Source organism: Armatimonas sp., assembly GCF_964826245.1.
This window is the reverse complement of sequence record NZ_CBAYMC010000108.1, coordinates 1-14138: the sequence shown is the minus strand read 5'-3', so window position 1 is coordinate 14138 and position 14138 is coordinate 1. Positions and strand designations below refer to the sequence as shown.

General features: G+C 59.5%; 12 protein-coding genes and 1 pseudogene. 9 read left to right on the top strand and 4 right to left on the bottom strand.

Annotated features, from left to right (window positions below; translation table 11 throughout):
* On the top strand, positions 1-1405 hold a 1405-nt coding region (argS, locus tag AC1XOS_RS11810), incomplete at its 5' end, for an arginine--tRNA ligase (protein WP_481962422.1).
* On the opposite strand, the gene AC1XOS_RS11805 is transcribed toward argS, so the two are convergent.
* The 3 genes from AC1XOS_RS11805 to mqnC all read right to left on the bottom strand — a co-directional run bounded on the left by AC1XOS_RS11805 (position 1356) and on the right by mqnC (position 5398).
* The gene (locus AC1XOS_RS11805; protein ID WP_481962421.1) at positions 1356-2321 is read right to left on the bottom strand and encodes a hypothetical protein; all 966 of its coding nucleotides are present in this window, start codon (positions 2319-2321) and stop codon (positions 1356-1358) included. The genes argS and AC1XOS_RS11805 overlap by 50 nt on opposite strands.
* A 105-nt stretch (positions 2322-2426) precedes the next feature.
* Positions 2427-4166 carry a DUF8034 domain-containing protein gene (locus AC1XOS_RS11800; protein ID WP_481962420.1) on the bottom strand — a complete coding sequence of 580 codons (1740 nt, stop codon included), beginning with the start codon at positions 4164-4166 and terminating at the stop codon, positions 2427-2429.
* 116 nt (positions 4167-4282) lie between these two features.
* Positions 4283-5398 (bottom strand): cyclic dehypoxanthinyl futalosine synthase, encoded by a 1116-nt coding sequence (gene mqnC, locus AC1XOS_RS11795; RefSeq protein WP_481962419.1) that lies wholly within the window; start codon positions 5396-5398, stop codon positions 4283-4285.
* Between the two features lie 107 nt (positions 5399-5505).
* On the opposite strand from mqnC, the gene AC1XOS_RS11790 reads away from it, so the two are divergent.
* The 5 genes and pseudogenes from AC1XOS_RS11790 to AC1XOS_RS11770 all read left to right on the top strand — a co-directional run bounded on the left by AC1XOS_RS11790 (position 5506) and on the right by AC1XOS_RS11770 (position 10219).
* Positions 5506-6117, top strand: coding sequence for a hypothetical protein (locus AC1XOS_RS11790; RefSeq protein ID WP_481962418.1), 612 nt, complete (start codon positions 5506-5508; stop codon positions 6115-6117).
* Position 6118: 1 nt separating this feature from the next.
* Positions 6119-7405, top strand: coding sequence for an SGNH/GDSL hydrolase family protein (locus tag AC1XOS_RS11785; protein ID WP_481962417.1), 1287 nt, complete (start codon positions 6119-6121; stop codon positions 7403-7405).
* Between the two features lie 195 nt (positions 7406-7600).
* Positions 7601-8065 (top strand): annotated as a pseudogene (locus tag AC1XOS_RS11780) (phytanoyl-CoA dioxygenase family protein); the annotation flags it as partial.
* A gap of 107 nt (positions 8066-8172) precedes the next feature.
* Entirely contained in the window at positions 8173-8331 is a 159-nt protein-coding gene (locus tag AC1XOS_RS11775) for a hypothetical protein (RefSeq protein ID WP_481962416.1), read from the top strand.
* A 55-nt stretch (positions 8332-8386) separates the two neighbouring features.
* Complete coding sequence (locus tag AC1XOS_RS11770; RefSeq protein ID WP_481962415.1) at positions 8387-10219, top strand: DUF6785 family protein; 1833 nt, start codon at positions 8387-8389, stop codon at positions 10217-10219.
* A gap of 9 nt (positions 10220-10228) precedes the next feature.
* Here AC1XOS_RS11770 and AC1XOS_RS11765 read toward each other — a convergent pair whose 3' ends face one another.
* Complete coding sequence (locus tag AC1XOS_RS11765) at positions 10229-10474, bottom strand: hypothetical protein (protein WP_481962414.1); 246 nt, start codon at positions 10472-10474, stop codon at positions 10229-10231.
* Here AC1XOS_RS11765 and AC1XOS_RS11760 point away from each other — a divergent pair.
* The 3 genes from AC1XOS_RS11760 to AC1XOS_RS11750 all read left to right on the top strand — a co-directional run.
* Positions 10473-11420 carry a family 43 glycosylhydrolase gene (locus AC1XOS_RS11760; RefSeq protein WP_481962413.1) on the top strand — a complete coding sequence of 316 codons (948 nt, stop codon included), beginning with the start codon at positions 10473-10475 and terminating at the stop codon, positions 11418-11420. The two genes, AC1XOS_RS11765 and AC1XOS_RS11760, sit on opposite strands and share 2 nt — an antisense overlap.
* The gene (locus AC1XOS_RS11755; protein WP_481962412.1) at positions 11417-13651 is read left to right on the top strand and encodes an alpha-L-rhamnosidase C-terminal domain-containing protein; all 2235 of its coding nucleotides are present in this window, start codon (positions 11417-11419) and stop codon (positions 13649-13651) included. The genes AC1XOS_RS11760 and AC1XOS_RS11755 overlap by 4 nt, the downstream gene beginning before the upstream one ends.
* Positions 13648-14138, top strand: a 491-nt coding sequence (locus AC1XOS_RS11750) for a PI-PLC domain-containing protein (protein WP_481962411.1), incomplete at its 3' end; no start/stop codon positions are given. The genes AC1XOS_RS11755 and AC1XOS_RS11750, both read left to right, overlap by 4 nt.

Sequence of the window (14138 nt, the reverse complement as noted above, 5' to 3'; positions counted from 1 at the left end):
GAAAGTAATCGTTGAGTACAGCTCGCCCAATATCGCCCGCAAGATGCATGTCGGCCACCTGCGCTCAACCGTGATTGGGCATAGCCTGCGGCTCATCTTTGAGTCGCTTGGCTACGACGTGATCGCGGACAACCATTTAGGCGACTGGGGCACGCAGTTTGGGATGCTCCTCGCCGCCATTGATCTCTGGAAACTCACGCCTTGGGACGATGCCGACCCGGTGCAGAGCCTCGTGGAGGTCTACGCGAAGTTTAATAACGAGGCCAAAGAAGACGAGAGTCTCAAAGACGTAGCCCGTGCCTGGTTTAAGAAGCTAGAAGACGGCGATGTGTGGGCGAGAGAGACCTGGCAGCGGCTAATTGACATCACGATGGCGGAGTTTAGCGGCACCTACAAGCGGCTTGGGGTGAGCTTTACGACCCAGCACGGCGAGAGCTACTTTGAGAGTCAGATGCCGAGCGTGATGGCCGAAGCCGTGGAGAAAGGCGTCGCGGTTCGGGATGCGGGTGGCGCACTGGTCGTGGAGTTTGGGGAGAACTCGCTGCCAAGCTGCCTCTTGCAAAAGTCCGACGGCGGGACGCTCTACCAGACCCGCGACGCGGCGACGTGTCTCTATCGCCTCAAAAACTATGCTCCGGCGCGCAATATCTACGTGGTGGGGGCTGAGCAGAAGCTGCACTTTCAGCAGGTCTTTGAGATCGTCCGGCGCATGGGCTACCCCAAGATCGCTGATGTGAGCATTCACATTAGCTTTGGGAAAGTCTCGCCGCCCAACGGCGGGCGGTTCTCCATGCGTGAGGGCAATGTCGTCTTCCTCAACGATGTGCTGGACGAGGCCGTGGAGCGTGCCGAGGCCAAGATGCGCGAGAATGTCACCGAGGGCAAGTCGGAGATTTCTGAGGCGGAGCTTGGTGAGATTGCCGAGACGCTAGGCGTCGGGGCGGTGATCTACGCCGATCTCTTCCAGGGGCCAGATCGCAATATCACCTTCGATTGGGACAAGATGCTCGCCGACACAGGAAACACGGCGATGTACTTGCAGTACGCCCACGCCCGCTGCAAGAGTATTCTACGCAAAGCACCCTCCTCCCCCAGCCCCTCCTCCCAATCCTGGGAGGAGGGGGGCATATTGGTGCATCCCGCCGAGCAGGCGCTGCTCAAGCAGCTTGTGCGAATGCCCCATGCGGTGCGTGAGGCGGGTGAGAAGTACCTGCCTGCGACCGTTGCGGAGTGGACGTTCCAGCTTGCGAAGCTATTCTCCGCATTTTATGACCAGTGCCCGGTGCTTCGCGACGATGTGCCCGTAGAAATTCGTACGGCGCGTCTGGCGCTGGTGGCGGCGACAGCACAAGGGCTTAAGAACGGTCTGGCACTCTTGGGAATCCGTGCTCCCGAGCGAGTGTGAGGCGACACAGGGTGAGCGTGGGCTGGTTATAAACCCGCGCTCGCCCCACATAGACCGTCAGTCCTTTGTCGCCGTCGCCAAAGGCATCCTCGGGGTGCGTGGGATCGTCCCAGGCGATGGTGCAGCCGTGCGGCCCTTGCAAACAGAAACTAGAGAGCCCCCAGAAATTATCGGGACTAATCGTGAGCGTCTCCCCGTCTGACGAAACTCCGACAAGCGTTTCGATTACCCAACGATCCCACGCCGGGCACGCTACTTCCTCCAGAGACGCGTCAAAGTCCCCGCCAGGAAACCATTTCTTAGCATCCCCCCCATTTTTGGGGACAGGGGGGGCATTGACGCCTCGCCATCGGGCAGCTTGGCTATGGGCAACAAGGCGAGTGAGCCACGGGTCGCTGCAATCGAAGACGAAGGCATGTTGCTGCTGCCAGTCCTCTAGGTGTTGGGCTTGCGTGGCAGCGGGCGAGCTTTCAAAATACCACCGGTTCGCAAGCTTAAGCGCGGCGTTTCCATCCGGGTTCTCCGAGAGGGTAAAGACACGCTGAACCGTCGTATCGGGCGCAAGCTGGAAGAAAAGATCGTCGAGCGGTGGTGTGCAGCGCTGCGTCCCTTGGACGTCCCAGCGTGCGGTTATTTCCAGCGGAATCGAGGACGGTGATGGGTTGCGCAGGAGCAACGAGACAACCCTTGTGCCGTCCAGAGCGAGAAAGCTGTCCTGTGCCACCTGAAGCTTCGAGAATGCTTCACTGCCAAAGAGGCTGGTGTGGCTCGGTCGCCAGAGTCCCTCGGCAGGAAGCACGGGCTCGTCGCTGGCAAGTAGCGCAAGCCTCAGCCCCTGCTGGTGCCAAGTCTTGCTGGCAGGTAGCGGGCGGCGCAGGAGATCATTGAGGCGGTAGGCGCGCGGATCGAGGAGCATCTCTAGTAAGACAGCCCACGCAGGGGTACGAGTGGCTTGATCGTGAGTGAGTGAGTTTTCATTTTTAATGTTTCTCCACGTTAAAAGATTCGGTTCGCGATGTCCTTAACCAAAGGGGTGCTGGTAGCTTGGTCGGTGTACGAAGCGTTTCTGGGCAAGGGTTTGTGTGAGCTGCGTCGCGGGGGTAAGTGTGATTGTGAGTTGCTTTCCATGCCCCACAAACTCGTGCTCGCCAAACTGACCGGCTTGCAGTGTAACGCGGCGGGTGTGACGTGGGGCCGTGTTGGAGAGGGTCACTGTCAGACTTTCCGGTGTGAGCTTTGAGACCAGTGCGGCGACATCTAGGGGAAGGCCGGGGCGCTTCTGCTCGGTGTCAAAGTAGCGCAGGCGCGTGTGGAGTAGCCCGCCATGGTAGATCACCTGGGGGCCACCGCAGGCAAGCTGTAGGAGTGCCTCGGTATGGACGGGGTTGATGTCCTGCCAGTGGTGGACATCCCACGTTTCAGGGTCACCATCATCGTTTTCCATCACGGCCAGCCGCCGTGCCACTTCGGCGTACTGGGCATCCAATATCTGTGTTGGGTAGCTGGGGAGGTCACCTTGAAGGTAGCAGTGCCACGGGGCGATATGGATCGAGTCGCCCTTACCCCGACCAGGCATCACCTCGCGCCAGGTCGTCTTGCGCTCCGGGAACAGCGCGAGGCGGTCGAAGTCCTTCTGCTCCATGGAGAAATAGGCAAGCTGAAGCGGGAACTCTGGGGCGAGAGGGCGGTATGCTGTCCAGCCTGCGTCCGTATGGCGGTGGGGAATCAGCAGGATGCCGTTTTCCTCGCGGCCCAGCTCTACCATGCGATCCAGCTGGCTCCGGGGAATGTCCAGATACGAGAGATCACCCGTGAGCAGCGTGGCGTTCATGGCGGCGATCACCAATGGTTGTAGTAGGCTCATCACCCCGTGTGGCCAGCGCCAGCCGTAGTAGCCGCCCCACCACTTGTCATCCATGCGTCCGCCAATCACTCCGTTTTCGTCTACATTGTCGGGGCAGAGGCCACCATTGCGTGCAATGCGCTCCGCCCAGGCTTCAAGATAGTCCACCACCCAAGCTCTATAGTGATCGTCGCCTGTGTAGCAGAAGGCATGGGTGGCGAGGCTTGTTGATGTGAGATTGAGAGGCACATCGCCGGTCATCATGCGCTGATTGAGGAGTGGCAGGATCCTACCATAGACCTCGTCGTCGCTCCAGTTTGCCCGTGGGCCGGGGACACCCTCAATGTCGTCGAAGGGGGGTGGGTAGTTGTCCAGCACTTCGCGGTGGGTCTGCCAGTCTCCCCAGGAGTTGGTAAAGCGCGGCCCTTTACTGCCCGTGATCGGAGAGCGGATGAGTTTTTTATCTGCGTCCCAGTTGATACCGTCGGTGTAGAGTCTTGCGAATCGAAGTGCACGTGCTTTCTCAACGGGATGGCCGGGATGGCACAGCCCAAAATAGTAGAGATAGAGGTTGGACTCGCCGTGGTGCATCCAGTCGTAGTAGGCATCGAACTCCTGCCAGACCTGTCCGTAAGCCGTGAACTGGCGCGTGACAGCGTCCCAGAGAAACCGCGAGCGCTCAAACAGATCACTTGCGCCGCCCAATGAGTAAAGCAAGGGCCAGTTGTGAAAGCTCTCATAGCCATCGTCGCTGCCATCCATGCCGGGCCACTCCTGCCGCCAGATCAGTGTCCCATCGACGCGACAGTAGCGCTCTTGAAAGGCGGGCACTGCCTCGTCCATCACCGCCATGAGATGGCGCATTCGTAGCGCCCAGTCTGGAGGGGCACCGACTTCGGTGGCAGTTAGCTCAGTCATGGAGCTATTTTACCTGATGGCATAGTGTACCAAATAACGCTTCAGCTGAAGCGCATCCACCGCAAGATAGGCGAGGCAGTTGGAACGGAATCAGTGAGCGCGGCGAGGAGCTCCTGTTATACGCGCTCGTAGCGGGTGTTGCGGCGGGTGGGGTTGTAGCCCGCGTCGGTGATGAGGCGCTCCATCTCCTCAATCGAGACCGCAAAGGTACAGCCCGCGGTGGAGACCACGTTTTCCTCCATCATCGTCTGGCCGAAGTCGTCCACGCCGTAGCGCAGAGAGAGCTGCCCGATCTTGGGGCCTTGGGTCACCCAGCTTGCCTGCATGTGCGCGAAGTTGTCCAGCATCAGGCGGGCGATGGCGATCGTGCGCAGATAGTCTAGCCCCGAGGCTCTTGTGCCACCCAGCTCCGTGCCATCGGGCTGGTAGCTCCAAGCGGCAAACGCGGTGAAGCGAGCCGGGGAGCTTGCAATGCTCTCGTCTTGCAGGGCGCGGAGCTTGAGAAAGTGCTCGACACGGTCCTCGTAAGTGTCCACGGAGCCGTACATCATGGTCGCAGTTGACGGAATTCCCACTTTGTGTGCGACCCGCATGCAGTCCAGCCACTCGTCGGCGGTGTCTTTATACTTCGAGATAAAGTTACGCACCCGATCCGTGAGAATCTCCGCGCCACCACCGGGAATGGACTGCAAACCTGCGGCTTTAAGCCGCGTGAGTGTCTCTTCCATGGTGAGCTTGGAGATATTCTTGATGTAAATCAGCTCAGCAGGGGAAAAACAGTGACGGATAATATGCGGAAATTCCTCGCGCATCCAGCTCAGAAGCTCTTCATACCACTCGATCTTGAGCTTCGGGTTCAGGCCACCCTGCATCAGCATCTCCACGCCACCGACTTCGGAGAGCTCGCGGAGCTTTTGGTGGATCTGCTCCCGCGAGAGCACATAGGAGTCGCCGCTCTTATCGCCGGGCGTCCGGTAGAAGTTGCAAAAGCTACAGCGCACCCAGCAGACATTGGTGTAGTTGATATTGCGGCTGACAATATAGGTCACGACCGGCTCAGGATTGATTCGGCGGCGCACGGAGTCCGCGAGAAGAGCCAGATCGTCTAGGTTGGGGTGGTAGAAAAGCCGAAGCGCATCCTCCGCGGTGAGGCGCTGCTGTGCCCAGACTTTCTCGGCAATATCGGTGATATCGCTTTCCGGGGCGCGTTTTGAGGGGGTAAGAGGAAACATCGTTTTATGCTCGCTTTCCTGACTTCGTGATTGTTTTCACAAAGTATATCTCTCTTGAACATTCGTGTCAATGCCTACGTACATGATACGATGGAGAGGAGATTCTCATGAGACAGACAGTGTTGATTCTGGCCCTGCTGGGGGGCGTTTTTGGAGGGATTGCCGCGGCGCAAGAGAGCCAGCATGCCCGCACTCCCGCAACCCTAGCAACCCCTGAGCCCGTGGAAAAGCGTACGGCCGCACCCCATACTGAGGCACTGCGATTCGCTCCTGAGAAAGTCTCGGTGCGTGTTCCTTTAGGCTGGCGATTGCTGCCCGTGGGAGAGAAGAAGGCCGGCATTCTGGCGACCCTGAGCCCGGCCAATAACACAGGGGCGACACTCTCTCTGGCGTTTTCCGTGGACGCAGGCCGCAACAAGCTCCCGGACAACCTTCCTGCGACCATTGCCACGGCTCTAGGACAGCGCTATCCGGGTTTCCGGCAGACAGCAAAGCAGCGCTTCACGCTCGCGGGCTCGGATGCCTGGCAGCTCGATGGTCACGTTAAGACTGTGGGGCAGAGTGTCGTCATCAAGAACCGACAGGTCTATGTCTGCCACCAAGGCCGTATCTATATCGCGACGCTCACGTGTAAAAAAGAGGACTTTGAGCGTCTCACTCCTTCGATGGATCAGTTCCTGAAAAGCATTAAGTGGCTCGATGAGCCTCTTGAGAAATAAGATGAATAAAAGCTTCGTAACACTTGCCGCACTGATTGGCGGCACACTTGCACTAGACGTTCCGGCCCAGTCACAGTCAGCCGCTCCATTTGCCCTCAAAAATGGCGACCGCGTGGTCTTCTATGGCGATAGTATCACCGACCAGCGGATGTACTCGCTCCTCACCGAGCAGTACATTGTGACGCGCTTTCCCAATCTCAATGTCCGCTTTGTCCACTCGGGCTGGGGCGGCGATAGAGTAACGGGCGGTGGCGGCGGGCCGATTGACCTGCGTCTCGACCGGGATGTGACGGCCTACAAGCCCAGCGTCGTGACCGTCATGCTCGGAATGAACGATGCCAGCTACCGCGCCTTCGATGCGGGCATCTTCCAGACCTATGCCGATGGCTACAAGCACCTGGTGGAGAAAGTCAAGAAAGACAATCCCGGCGTGCGCCTGACGCTCATCCAGCCCTCGCCGTTTGATGACGTGACGCGGCCTGAAAACTTCCCCGGCGGCTACAACGCGGTGCTCCTGCGCTACTCCAACTTTGTCGGGCAGCTGGCGGGTGAGCAGGGGGCGGGCGTGGCAGATCTCAATAATCCCGTCGTGGCGATGCTGAAGAAAGCCAATACCACCGACGCGACCAATGCCGCAAAGATCATCCCGGATCGTGTCCATCCCGGCTGGGGCGGTCACCTCATCATGGCGGAGTGCCTGCTGAAGTCCTGGAACGCCCCTGCACTGGTCTCTTCCGTGAGCCTAGACGCGGCCAGTGGCAAGGCCCAAGCGCAGAACGCAAAAGTGAGCAAGGCTGTGACGTTAAAAGATGGGACGATCGCCTGGCGAACCCTGGAAAACGCACTGCCGTTCCCGCTGGGCTCGCCCGACCCCAATAACGCGGCGGCGTATAATCTTGCCGTGGCATCGTCGGACTTTGTCGAGGCGCTGGATAAAGAGCTCCTCACGGTCACCAACCTGGCCGCACCACGCTACACGCTGAAGATTGACGGCAAGAGCATTGGGGAGTTTACGAAAGAGCAGCTTGCCGCGGGGGTGAATCTCGCTACCCTAAACACGCCGATGCTCCAGCAGGCACTCTTAGTCGGCAAGCTCACGCAGCTGCGCTCCAATGTTCACAATAGCCGCTGGCGCGAGTACCAAGTGCCGATGGGAAATGACCATCAATCGGCGCTGATGGTTCCCGAGCTCCTGAAGAACTTAGATGCCGCCGACGAGCCGCTTACCAAGGCCCAGCGCGATGCGGCCAAGCCACGGGCGCACCAGTTTAGTCTGGAGCCCAAGTAGCCATGCACCCTCTTCGCAAAGCCGGAGAGGGTCGCCGTCTCAGCGGCGGGGAGAGGCTGTCCCGATTCCACGCAAGCCCTGGGTTTACCGAGCAAGCCCTGCGATCTTTTGGCCCTGCTCCAAGACCCAACTCTCTGCAAGCTCCTCAGCGACGAAGGGCCGATCATACTCTGACGGAGCGGGTATACTTTCCACATGTCCTGGGCATTACGTGCGGATCAAATCCAGCAGATGGACGAGCAAGGGTATCTCGTCCTTGAGGGATTTCTGGAGGAGTCCGAAATACTTCCTCTGGAGCAAGCGTTGGAGGACTATCAGCAGCGTCAGTACCAGACAGGCACACTGCAGGATCGTCCCCGCGAAGTGCTCTTTGCGCAAAAGGTCGCGGAGCGCGATCCCTGGGTGCAGGCATTTGTGCAGTGTGATGCCTTTGTCAGGCTCTCCACCACCTTTCTTGGCCCCGATACGGATCTCTACTTTAACCAGATGGTATATAAAAATCCGGGGGGAAGCACGCCGTTTTCGTGGCATCAGGACGATGCGTATGGCCCTGTGGTGCCCTCGCCCTATCTTACGGTTTGGATTGCCATTACTGACATGGATGAGCAAAATGGGTGCCTCTGGGTAATGCCAGCCAGTCATAAACAAGGGCTGCGGGAGCACACTGAAGGCGGCTTTGGTCTTTCCTGCCACTCTCTGGAGGCTCCTGATCAAGGAGTACCCCTTCCTGTGGTCGCGGCAGTCTGGTTGTCTTCTGGTCCACCACTATGCACAAAAGTGGCCCCAATTTATCTTCACATACCCGAAAAGCGTTTATCCTTCAGTTCAGCTGTGTGGGGATTCGTCAGAAAGCATCGGGAATGCTGATTCGCTCGCGGGTTCCTATCGCTCGTGCGGGCATCTTGGTGTGCGAGCGAAACGGATAAGAAATTCGTCGCGGCGGATAAACGAATCTTCGAAAGTTCGGGCACAATACAAGCCATGCGCAAGCGGGTGGTAGCACTGGGGCTCTTGATCGTGGTGGGACTGTGTCTTTTCACGCCCTACAACAACTTCAAGCTCCTTGCTTCTCCCGTGGGGGGCAATCAGTTTCCGGTGCTGGCGCTGGCACTACTACTGCTCCTCTTGCCGTTTCGCGGGCTGACGCGGGTAGAGAAGCTCATGCTCTGGAGCATGGCGCTTCTGGCAAGCGGGATTCCGGGCTCTGGGATGATGCGCACCTTTATCCCCAACATCCCCGCTGCCGCCTACTTCTCCACCAGCACCAACGACTGGGAGCGCAAGGTCTGGGGGACGATGCCCGACTGGCTCAAGATGCCCGACACCGAGGCGGCGAAGGCATTCTTCAATGGATACCCGCTTGGGCAGGAGCATGTTCCTTGGAGCGCTTGGGGCTTGCCGCTCCTTGCCTGGGGAGCTTTTGCGCTGTGCTTCTTTATCCTGACGTTTAGCGTGGCCGCGCTCTTGCGCAAGCAATGGATCGAGAGCGAGCGCTTTGCTTTCCCCCTCGTACAGCTCCCACTGCTCCTTACCGAGCCGAAAAGTACTCTCTTACGGACGCCCACACTTTGGATTGGGGTGGGGCTCGCACTGGCACTCCACACGCTCAATGGCTTTCACAAGCTCTACCCGTCGCTGCAGGAGCTCACCACAACGATCAATGCAATGGACTTTCTCACCGAGCCACCGTGGAACCAGATCGGGCCGCTCCAGCTCTCGCTCTTTCCGCTGGCCGTGGGGATTGGGTTCTTGCTATCGGGCGAGGTGGGGCTCTCGCTCTGGCTCTTTTTTGTCCTCTTTAAGCTCCAGTGTTTGGTGGCGGGCTACCAGAACTGGGATCAGCCCGCCTCGCTCAGTGGCTTTAGCTTCCGGCTTTTCTACTCCCTCCAGGCGTTTGGCGGCGCACTGGCGCTGGTGGGTTGGATTCTCTGGGGCGCACGCAAGCACCTACGCACCACACTTGAGACCGATAAAAAGCTCCGTGGGGCGTTCTTTGGCTCCGTGATTGGCATTGTGCTCTGGGAGTGGGCGGCGGGGATTCCGCCTGCGCTGATCTTGGCGTCGCTGTTGATGATGGTTCTGGCGCTGGTGACGGTCTCTTGGGCAACCTGCCAGGCGGGCGTGCTGTTCATGGCGATGCCCTTCACGACGTTCGATGTGCTTGGGCCGCTTCTGGGGATGAGCACCGTTGCGCCACCGACGCTCTACACGCTCTATCGTGCGGAGTACGGTTTTGTCTACAACACCCGCGAGCTACTTCTTCCGGGGCTTTTAGGCGGCGCACGGGCCGCATCTGAGACAGGCCTGCCTCCCCGAAGGTATTTTGGGATCGCCGGGCTGACTCTAACTGTGGCGGTGCTGGTGGCGGGCTTTGCTTTGATTCGGTTGCCGTATCTCTCTGGTGGGACAGCGGCGTTTGAGTCGTGGACCTTTCGGACGGGGCCACAGATTCCCCTTCAGCTCGCCGCCAGCGCGGCTTCGTCGCCACTTCGTCCTGCGCTGAGCAACCTCTGGCATGTATTTGGCGGCTTTGTGACCGTGGCGGGCTTGCTACTCTGCCGGGTGCGCTTTGGCGTGGGCCTCCACCCGATTGGTTTTCTCACGGCTCCTGTCTACGGGCTCCACATGACCTGGTTCTCGGTCATGCTCGGCTGGCTCGCCAAGACTTTGCTCTTGCGCCTCGGAGGAATGGGAGCCTACCGCCTTGCGCTTCCATTCTTTCTGGGGCTGATTCTGGGCGATGCACTGAGTGCTGTTTTCTGGGTGATCATGGGGGTACTGACCGGGATTGCCTACCAAGTGTTGCCTGCGTAGGTTCCTAGACTAACAAGGTAGGTAGGTTTCTCTCACAGCAGATGCCGACGAGCTTAAGGAGCGGACGGCGCAGCTCGCTCCCTGACCAAACCTCCAGGGAGTGCCGAGCTTTCGCTGGATGCGCTCCTCCGACCCGACCCAGGAGAGGTGGTGGACGATGCCGTAGTCTTCGCTGAGATGCAGGTGCACGCAAAGATTAACTTTTTCATCGTGGAGAGAGGATACCGCGAGATCGTCAAGAAATAATGAAGTCATGAATATCCCTGAGATGTACTACGGCGACTCGTCGCGCCTCGGACGACCTTTTGCCAAAGACCCGTCGGTGATTAAGTTTGCAAAAAAGTACTGGCTGTACTACTCCATGCCGCCCTTTGATCCCAAGCTTGCACCGCCCGACGCCCCCAAGGGCTGGGGGATTGGGATCGCCACGAGTACGGACTTAACGCACTGGACGAAAGTGGGGGAGGTGCTGGGCAAGCCAGGAACGGTCGAGGAGAGCGGCATCTGTGCCCCCGGCGCTCGCGTCTTAGACGGCAAAGTCCATCTCTTCTACCAGACCTACGGCATGGGGCCCAAAGACGCGATCTGCCACGCCGTCTCCCAAGACGGCCTACACTTTGACCACGACCCGACCAACCCGATTTTTCGGCCCAATGGCGCGTGGAACTGTGGCCGCGCGATAGACGCGGAAGTCTTCCCCCTTGGCGACAAGCTCTATCTCTACTACGCCACCCGTGATCCCGCGTTTAAGATCCAGCTGCTCGGCGTCGCCGTCGCCGAGCTAAAGTCTGACTTTGGGCGGGCAGCATGGACCAATCTCTCCACCGACGGCCCGATGCTTGCGCCAGAGCTACCGTGGGAGCGAGACTGTATCGAGGCCGCGACGATCTGCCAGCGCGGAAAGACACTTTTTCTGTTCTACGCGGGAGCCTACAACAACGCGCCGCAGCAGGTCGGGGTGGCCACCAGCACGGACGGCATTCACTGGAAGCGCCTCAGCGATCAGCCGCTTCTGGCCAACGGCAAGCCCGGTGAGTGGAATGCGTCGGAGTCCGGCCATCCCGGCATCTTCGACGAGCGCGGCAAGACGGTGCTTTTCTTCCAGGGCAACAACGACAAGGGCAAGACCTGGTTTCTCTCACAACGACGAATTGTGTGGACAAAGGGAAATCTTCCCACGCTAGAGAATGAGACTAGATGAAAGCTCCTGATCTCCGTGGGCCGATTGTGCGTAACGCCGTCCGGCCTAAAGTTACCACTGAGGGCGTCGAGGCCAAGGGCTACAAGGCCGAGAACACAGCGCCCCAAGGCAAGCCTCAGGCAGGCAAGTGGGTCTGGCTCGCGGGAGAGAGCCACGCCACGCTCTTCCGCAAAGAGGTGACCGTCAAGCGCGTTCCCAAGCAGGCGCTGGCCTATCTTAGTGCAGACAATGCGTATCGCCTCTGGATCAACGGAGTCTTGGTGGCACGCGGGCCTGCCGATATTGGCATGGACTACCATCGCGTGCCCACCGGAAAGTACTTCTACGACACGGTGGACATCGCGCCGTATCTAAAGCCGGGTGTCAATACTGTTGCCGCCGAGGTCTTCTTTACCAAGCTGATCGGCTGGGAGGGCTCGCGCGGGCAGGGAGGATTCTTCCTCGACGCGCCGGGCATCACCACCACGGATGCGACTTGGCAAGCGGCGCCCTGCAAGCACTGGGTCAAGAAATCCAACTGGCACTACGAGGCTGCCGCCGAGCCCGACGGCTGGCGCGAGAGTGGCTTTGATGCCTCGGGCTGGAGCGCGGCGACACTGATCCCCGACCTCTGGCAGCCCTTTGTCCCCAGCCAGATACCCGCCCGCATGGAGGTGGTGTATCCGCATTTACCCACCACACTGCCCCGTTGGACGGGGGCAGGGGGGGCGGAAATGCGCATCCGGTGGGACCGCGTGCTTCCGGCGTATCTCAGCTTCGTTATCAAAGGTGGCAAGGGCGCGACTCTGACCATCGAGCCTAACGAGCCCAATGCACCGGGCCACCACCGGATGGCGACCGTGACTCTCGCCGGGGGCATCCAGACCTTCGAGCTGCCCTTCATGGACAGCTTCTCTGTGGTGAATCTCTCCGCCAAGAATGTCACCGAGCCGCTAGAGATTTTAGACATTCGCGCCAGCTTTGTCTCCCAGCCCGTGGCCTACCGAGGGAGCTTTGCGTGTAGCGATCCTGCCCTCACTCGGCTCTGGTCGGTGTGCCGCTGGGCGACCCAGATCTGCCTCCAGACCCACCATTTAGACTCGCCGCACCACCAGGAGCCCATCAGCGATCCGGGGGACTATCTCATCGCATCGCTGGTCAACTACGCCGCATTTTTCCAGCCCGCCCTCACGGTTCAAGACTCACGCAAGTATGCCTGGATTCTGGAGCAGTGCAAGAACCAAAACTTTCATACCAGCTATGCGCTTCTCTGGCTCCAGATGGTGCTGGACTACTGGGATCACACGGGAGAGGACTCGTTGGTTCGTGAGCTTGCGCCGCAAATCCACTCGCTTCTCGATACGTTCACGGGCTACATCGGCAAGAACGGCCTGATCTCCGAGGCGCCCAACTACATGTTCATGGACTGGGTGGATATCGCGGGCTTCCCCGGCCACCACCCGCCTGCTGTGATCGGACAGGGTTATATGACCGCTTTCTTCTACCGCGCCCTCGCCGACGGAATCCGTGTGGCGGAGCTCGTGAACGATACGAGCAGGGCGCGAGGTTACCAGAGAACCCGAACAGAGCTTTTGGCGGCCTTTGAGCGCGAGCTCTGGGTGCCCGAGAAGGGGCTGTATCGGGATGGCAAGCCGTTCCAGACCCATGTCAAGCCGGGACAGTGGCTTCCCGCGGATAAAGAGATCGAGACTCTCACGGCGCATCTCCAGTTCTTGGCCGCACTCTACGACCTCGCTCCCAAAGAGCGGCAGGCGGCGATTGTGGAGAAGGCGATCACGGCGGCGAACTTTACCTGCCAGCCCTACTTCATGCACTTTGTCTTCGCAGCGCTGGCGCACACGGGATTGTTCGAGAAATATGGGCCCGAGCAGCTTAAGCGCTGGAAGATTATCGAGGACACGCAGTCACTACGCGAGATGTGGGATCGGGGGGACCTGAGCCACTCTTGGGGCGGGACACCGCTCTATCAGCTCACCACGGAGGTGCTCGGCGTGCGGCCCACCTCACCGGGCTTTGCGACCTTCACAGTTACCCCAAAGCCGATGGAGCTGAGCTGGGCCAAGGGAGTCGTGCCCACGCCCCATGGTGATATTAAAGTGAGCTGGCGCAAGCAAGGCGGGCGGCTTGCGCTGGAGCTGACGGTTCCTAAGGGCTGCCAGGCCAAAGTCACACTCCCCGGAAGTGAGAAAGCGACGATCTTTGGGCCCGGAGTCGGTAAACTGTTGGCATGATCAAGCCACTTCCTCGGGCACACGCCCACAACGACTACGCCCATCCACGGCCCCTCTTAGACGCGCTGGAGCAGGGTTTTTGTAGCGTCGAGGCAGATATCTATCTAGAAGGCGGAAAGCTCCTGGTCGGGCATGACAAGAAAGACTTAAAACCCGAGCGCACTCTCACGAGTCTCTACCTGGAGCCGCTCTGGCAGCGCGTGAAAGCCAACCGAGGAAGTTACTACCCGGAAGCCTCACCGCTGACACTGCTTGTGGACATCAAGACCGACGGTGCACGCGTCTATGCCGCCCTCAAAGAGGTGCTCAGGCCCTACGCCCCGATGCTCACACGCTTCGAGAACGGCAAGATTCAGCGCCGCGCCATCACGGTAATCCTCTCCGGCGACCGCCCCCGTGAGATTCTCGCCGCTGAACCTTACCGCCTCGCTGCCCTGGATGGCCGCCCTGACGACCTAGGCAAGAACCTCCCCGTCGCGCTCTTTCC